Below are 5,103 nucleotides of genomic sequence, written 5' to 3'. Positions count from 1 at the left end.
TCTCATCTCATCTCATCTCATCTCATCTCATCTCCACCTTTTAGGACAATTGTCGATGCGCTCAAGCATCTTGGTATGCTTGTCTTTAAGGATATTTAATGGTGTAGGCTCGTTTTAAACTGCACTGTGCAGCATTGCGTTATAGATAGGCTTTTTTTTCTCGTGTAGCTGTCACTTATTACATTTTTGGTTGAGTAGATTGTTCTTTGTGTAGAATAATGGCTGTTTTATGGTTTTAGTGCCTATATACATGGGATCTGTAGGGCAAGCTTTCCAGAGTCTTAAGAGTACTTATTGCTGAGCTTCAAAGATGCAAAGAGACAAGTCAAAACTGCTATGCCGTGCCTGTGACCTAGTGGTTCAGGTGCCTCCTTATAAAAAAGGAGTTACTTGCATTTGTCCGCAATGTAAGAGCGAATTGCGTTCAGGCTCGCGCGTGTCTTTGTACAATTTAGCTGTGGTATCCATTGCATCTGTCATTATGCTGTTTACCTCAGTGACGCTTCCATTCATGACCATTAGCTCTTTGGGCATTTCACAGTCGATGTCGCTTACATCCATTGTGTTTGTGCTGCATAAGAATTGGTCTTTGTTAGTCGCAATCTTTTTGCTCTTTACTTTTTGCTGCCCACTTATCATGCACTTGATAGTTATAGGTATAGTGTTCTTTGGGCTCAAAGTTAACCGCTTCATTGCTAATACCTATACTTTCTGCCACCGCTTTTGTATGGTAGATGTATTCTTATTAGGTGTTATGGTGAGTTTAATTAAGCTCGTATCTTTAGCTGATATTAGCTTTCACCCCGGTTTCACCTCTGCCATTGTTTTTTCCGTATTAATGGTTTGGTGCTACAGCCACGGCAGTCCCTATAAGATCTGGAACTTAATTAGACCTCATGATGAAGAGCTGCGTAACGCTACTGTTGGTATGCGTGGCATTGATCAAGGCCTGATTATGTGTCGTCACTGTGGCATGGTATATAAGCGTAAAGGGCGTAAGTCAAATAAGCTTGATCAAGAGCTAGAGTCAAGTAAGATCTCATGTGCTGATGATAAGTATCTGTATCGTGGAGAGCACACATGCCCACGTTGTGGACACTCTAATGACAATCGCTCCGTCATGATGTATCAAAAGACAGCTGCCCTACTCATTGCAGCTGTGATCTTATATATCCCTAGTAATGTCTATCCAATCATGTTCACCAACTATTTGGGCTCCAATGTTGGTTCAGACATTCTTGATGGTGTGATCTCTTTATGGGGCATGGGCTCATACTTTGTTGCAAGCGTGATCTTGATTGCCTCTATCTGCATCCCAATTGCCAAGATCTTATGTATCTTGCTCTTGTTATATATCACTAAGTATGGCTTTAAAGGCTATCCTTCTCGTTATAACAAGCTATACAGAATCATTCTTTTTATCGGACGTTGGTCGATGATTGACGTCTTTGTAGTTATCATCATGGCTACTGTAGTGCGCATGAGTGTGCTTACTATCAGTCCAGGTATTGCAGTAGTGTTCTTCTGCTTTACCGTATTAGTGACCATGTTAGCTGCAGAAGAATATGATGAGCGTATGTTATGGGATATTGCGCTTGCTAAAAATCGCGATTCCATTATTAACAAAGACGGCGAGCTCGTGGCCAATATTGAAGAGGAGGACGATAAAACAGATGAAACCTCCAAGATCAATATGGAAACATATGAGCAGCGTGCAGAGGAAATTGCTGCAGCATTAGTAGGCCCAGTTCGCATTGAAAATGTAGCTAAGGCCTATCAAGACGCAGTTGAAAAATCTAACGCTGAAGCTGTAGAGAAATCACAATCCCAAGTAGCTGTTGATGAGTCTGAAGCTCAAGTTGAGCAAAGCTTAGATGCAAGAAAAGCATCTATAGATCTTGAGAGTGCTAAAGACAAGATACAAGATGGCAATACAACAGCATCAGCAAACGATAACTCTGTAGCAAAAGAAAACAATTGTACAAGCAGAGACAGCACTGATGTAATTACAAACTCAAAGAGTACTCATAACAGCGCTACCATCGCTATACGGGATGATAAAGCTGATGAGAGCATCACAACTGCTAAAACCAAATAACATAGTAAGTCTTATTGAAACACTGCAACTAGTACTTTATTACTTTCACAGTGCAGCATGTTATAAAGACTGATGCTACTTTAAAAAAGAATAACTTTCTTAACCGATTTTAGGTGGAGGTAGGCGCTTGTAGCTCTTCGATAAGTTATCGAGGATCAGCGCTTAATTAGGATTATGACAACACCGCAGAAAAACATTGTGAAAAATGCAGTGGCTCAGGAAGTTGTGAGCAAAGGATCAGCTATTGAGCACAAGAGCAAGAAGATCTCTCTAGTCTGGGTTGTGCCTGCTATTGCCATGATCCTAATGGCATTGCTGCTGTGGAATCATATGCTCAATATGGGCCCAGTTATTCAGATCACAACCAATAGTGCATCTGGTATTGAAGAGGGTAAAACTCTAGTTAAGATGCGTTCTGTAAACGTAGGTATGGTGACTGATGTAGTGCTCTCACCTGACTACAAAAAGACCATTTTGACTGTGCAGATGGACAAGAACACTGATGACCTCTTGCGCAAAGATACTGACTTTTGGGTCGTTAAGCCTCGTGTTGAAAGTGCTGGTATTTCAGGCTTAGATACAATTTTATCTGGTGCATATATTCAGCTTAGTATTGGAGAGTCCGCTGAATATGCCTCTGAGTTCGTTGCTTTAGATGATCCTCCAGTTAGACAAGATGGAGAGAATGGCATTTTGGTATCTTTATTCTCTAAAGATCCACTTCGTATTTCATCAGGTGATAATGTTTCCTTTAGAGGCTTTAATGTCGGTGTTGTTACTGAAAGTAAGCTCGATGTTGATAGTCAGCGCATTCATTACCGTGCATTCATTCGTGAGCCATATGATGCCTTAGTTAACCACAATACCAAGTTCTGGATTAGCTCCGGTGTTGAGTTTGAGCTCAGTCCTGCGGGTGCTTCTGTACGTACTGAGTCAATTGACAATTTAGTAACTGGCGGCATCTCTTTTGATAACTTCATCGATAATCAATCAGAGTCTGTCAGAGTTCCTAACGATACAGTCTTTGCTCTTTATAACAAGAGAGAGGATGCTCGTATCTCAGCATTAGGCGGCTCACTTTTGTACGTTGTGATGCTCGAGAACTCAATTTACAACATTAAACAAGGCTCATTGATTTACTATCGTGGCGTGAAGGTAGGTGAGGTTGTTAAATCACCATGGTTTGATGATAACTCAGAAGTCTTTACTGCTAAGGCCTTGCCTGTAATGATCGCTATCGATAGCGACTCTTTAAACCGTCATCATGTTACTGAGGCTTTAAACGGCTTGCTCAAGAAGAATAATTTGTGTGCGGGCGTCGGTTCTGCCAATCTCATCATAGCTAACAATCAGATTGAATTAAGCTCCAATGGTAAGGAAAAGTGTACTGTGCCTGACCATCTTAAGAAGATGCAGTATGTAGAGCGCAAGAACGGACTTCTGACATACAGAGGCATTAATGTTATTCCTATCAAGCCATCGCAGTCTCTTGATAATCAGCTCAACCAGCTTATGGAGAAGCTCAATGAGTTTGATGTAGCTGGCTTCTCTACCGAGCTGCAAAATAGCTTAAAGGCCTTTGCTGGTGCTATGGATGCATTTACTGAGAGTAATACTGCAGTTAAGCGTACCAATGTTATTGAGAAGCTCTCAGAGGCATTTGAGAATTTAAATAAGTCAGTAAAAGGCTATGGTCCAGATACTGATCTTTATAAGTCTATTGAGCATAACCTCCATAACATTGAGCAGATCTTGCAAGACATTTCACCTGTGGTAAGTGAGGCAGGTCAGAGTCCAAAGGCTCTTATCTTTGGCTCTCCAAATGACCCTATTCCAACCGCACCAAAGAAGTAGTGCCTAAAATAGGATCGTGTTATCTTAACAAGTTAAAAGGAGTGAGCTCTTTCTTCTTAGCAATTGGTAGTAGAAGGGGCTTATAACCAGTTATGAAGAAACTGAATCTTGTACTCACTAGTGCATTTTTAAGCACTGTGCTAACTGCCTGTGGCAATGTCTCTGATGTGAATTTTGAGCGCTATACCTTAACCCAGGATGTGCAGCCTGAGTCATACTTATCTACTCTCAATGTGAGCCTGCATTTAGCTCCAGTGCTTGATCAGGGTGGTGTAGTACTGCAGATCTCTGACGTATCGCTGCGTCCTGCGAAGAATCATCGCTATAGTGCGGATCTCGACAATGAGCTAAGAGTGATCTTTATTGATGAGTTAAGTAAGGCCTCCCTCAATAAGAAGTTTGTGAACTACCAATACAAGCTTTATGTACCAAAGTTTCAAGGCACTATTGATGGCAAAAGTATCGTAAGTGTCTCTTTGCAAATTATCGATCCTAAGAACGATCAAGTTATCTATACAGGCTCTCACTCATCTGAGAGTGATATTAGTGCAGATGGTTACGGCCCACTAGTAACAGCTTTAAAGGCTAATTACCTCAAGAGCGTTAACTACCTTATAGATGAGATGCGTAAGCTTAATCTAAAGTAGTTATCGCAAAACTACATTCTGTACACCACATCAATGCGCTCGCAAGCCTACCTAACAGTCACACCTTTTAATAGGCAAAACTAATAATAGAAGATCCACCCCTCATCGAGCGCATTAAATCCTTCCTAAGCATCATCGCATCTAAAGATCTCGCAAGCTAAAACCACTCTTTTCCATGCATCAGCTCTTCGTAGCACGATGAGCTTATCTGCAGCCAAGCTACAAGCCTTATCGCACATCACCCGTAAATGCCCTTTAGTCAGATGATCCTATGCTGGGTATAGCTAACCCATATTGCATAGTGCTCTCTTTATCCATGCCACCACCGCACTATCCACTCCATCCCATCGAGAACACTAACACCTGCTTACAGTGATCGCTGATGGGCCTGCCCCATACATTCCCCATCGCATTCTGCCTGCCTACCACCTACCTACCTACCTACCTACCTACCTACCTAACGCATTCACCATATCCATCCATCCATCCATCCATCCATCCATC

The 5,103-nt window shown here is 41.7% G+C and carries 3 protein-coding genes; all 3 read left to right on the top strand.

Annotated elements, in window-relative coordinates:
* Positions 1-436: 436 nt before the first annotated feature.
* The 3 genes from H524_RS16830 to H524_RS0111615 all read left to right on the top strand — a co-directional run bounded on the left by H524_RS16830 (position 437) and on the right by H524_RS0111615 (position 4,599).
* Positions 437-2,098, top strand: coding sequence for a paraquat-inducible protein A (locus H524_RS16830; protein ID WP_169726154.1), 1,662 nt, complete (start codon positions 437-439; stop codon positions 2,096-2,098).
* 174 nt (positions 2,099-2,272) lie between these two features.
* Complete coding sequence (locus tag H524_RS0111620; RefSeq protein WP_044122251.1) at positions 2,273-3,952, top strand: PqiB family protein; 1,680 nt, start codon at positions 2,273-2,275, stop codon at positions 3,950-3,952.
* Between the two features lie 92 nt (positions 3,953-4,044).
* Positions 4,045-4,599, top strand: a complete 555-nt coding sequence (locus H524_RS0111615) for a PqiC family protein (protein ID WP_027940315.1) — start codon at positions 4,045-4,047, stop codon at positions 4,597-4,599.
* The last annotated feature ends 504 nt before the right edge of the window (positions 4,600-5,103 follow it).

The organism is Anaerobiospirillum succiniciproducens DSM 6400 (genome assembly GCF_000482845.1).
Lineage (GTDB): Bacteria > Pseudomonadota > Gammaproteobacteria > Enterobacterales > Succinivibrionaceae > Anaerobiospirillum > Anaerobiospirillum succiniciproducens.
Note: the sequence above shows the minus strand (reverse complement) of the source record. Positions and strands in the feature narration are given on the sequence as shown.

Bases quoted from the DNA above. Each gene is read 5' to 3' on its own strand.
- H524_RS0111620 (WP_044122251.1), top strand. From the start codon at position 2,273: ATGACAACACCGCAGAAAAACATTGTGAAAAATGCAGTGGCTCAGGAA.
- H524_RS0111615 (WP_027940315.1), top strand. From the start codon at position 4,045: ATGAAGAAACTGAATCTTGTACTCACTAGTGCATTTTTAAGCACTGTG.